We start from the raw sequence: 1610 nt of genomic DNA, 5'->3' as shown, positions 1-1610 counted from the left end.
AAACTGGTATTAAAAATTTCATAAAACCTATATTTAGAAATAAGGGATCACAACAGCTATTAATAGCTAATGCGTTTCTATAATTAGCCTACGGCTATTTTATAATTAAATTTTGGGGAAACTCTAAAAAAGTAATAGTATGTATTTAGAGTATATGGTATACTTAAATGGGTAAATATATAAAAACATTTAAGTAATTAAAAAAATGAAAGGAGTGTGCTCAATGTCAAAACTAAGAGATAATCTCATTGTTAAGCTTCTTTTAGGAGTTTTTTTAGGAATTATTATAGGCCTTGTATCAAATGAAACATTTATTAAAGGCATAATAACAATAAAGTATATATTAGGACAGTTTATATTTTTCTGTGTGCCTTTAATCATAATTGGTTTTATAGCTCCTTCCATAACAAGTTTGCAATCTAATGCAAGTAAAATGTTAGGGACTACCCTTTTAATAGCTTATTTGTCTTCAGTATGTGCAGCATTATTTTCTGCACTGGCAGGGTATGCTATAATTCCAAATTTAAATATAGCAACAAATGTAGATAATCTAAAAGAATTACCTGAAATAGTATTTAAATTAGAAATACCACCATTGATGTCGGTTATGTCTGCACTAATTTTTTCCATAATTATAGGGCTTGCTGTTATTTGGACAAAATCTGAAAAAGTTAATGGGTTGCTTAAAGAATTTCAAAATATAATGTTAGAGATTGTGAAAAAGATGGTTATTCCTATACTACCTATATTTATAGCTACTACTTTTGCAGGGTTAGCTTATGAAGGGAGTATAACTAAGCAATTACCTATATTTATTGAAGTAATAATACTTGTAATAATAGGTCATTTTATATGGTTGGCACTACTTTATGGAATAGCAGGCTTAATATCCAAAGAAAATCCTTGGAAAGTAGCTAAGCATTATGGACCAGCATATTTGACTGCTGTAGGAACTATGTCTAGTACGGCTACATTACCAGTAGCTTTGAGTTCTGCTAGGAAATCGGAAGTTCTAGATAAAGAGATAGTAGATTTTGCTATTCCTATAGGTTCTACTATTCACCTTTGTGGTTCTGTGCTTACGGAAGTTTTCTTTGTAATGACAGTATCCAAAATTTTATATGGAGAGCTTCCTCCATTTTCTTCAATGATAACTTTTATTATATTACTTGGTGTATTTGCAATAGGAGCGCCAGGAGTGCCTGGAGGAACAGTTATGGCATCTTTAGGACTTATTACTGGTATATTAGGATTTGATGATTCTGGTGTTGCTTTAATGCTTACTATATTTGCATTACAAGATAGTTTTGGTACTGCTTGCAATATTACTGGAGATGGAGCTATAGCTCTTATGCTTACAGGGATTTTCAAAAAAGAATCAAATACACAGAAGATAAAATAATATGCAACAAAAAACATCTCTATTTGAGGTGTTTTTTGATATATTTTTCATATTACTATTGGGTATATAATAGAAGAAATATTACAGCAAGGGGCGAAAAGCCCACTTCTTTAGGTGTGGGATGGATAGCCCAAATATAAAACTATGTGTATGTATAATTTGGCAACGTACACAAAATGTGATACGATACAAGTATGGAAAATAAATA

General features: G+C 30.6%; 1 protein-coding gene. It reads left to right on the top strand.

Annotated elements, in window-relative coordinates; genetic code table 11:
* Positions 1-223 precede the first annotated feature (223 nt).
* Positions 224-1402: a dicarboxylate/amino acid:cation symporter gene (locus tag FYJ27_RS12570; RefSeq protein WP_154485138.1), complete on the top strand. Its 1179-nt coding sequence runs from the start codon at positions 224-226 to the stop codon at positions 1400-1402.
* The last annotated feature ends 208 nt before the right edge of the window (positions 1403-1610 follow it).

Origin of the sequence: Anaerosalibacter bizertensis (genome assembly GCF_009696605.1) — a bacterium.
Lineage (GTDB): Bacteria > Bacillota > Clostridia > Tissierellales > Sporanaerobacteraceae > Anaerosalibacter > Anaerosalibacter bizertensis.
This window is presented reverse-complemented; position numbering and strand designations above follow the sequence as displayed.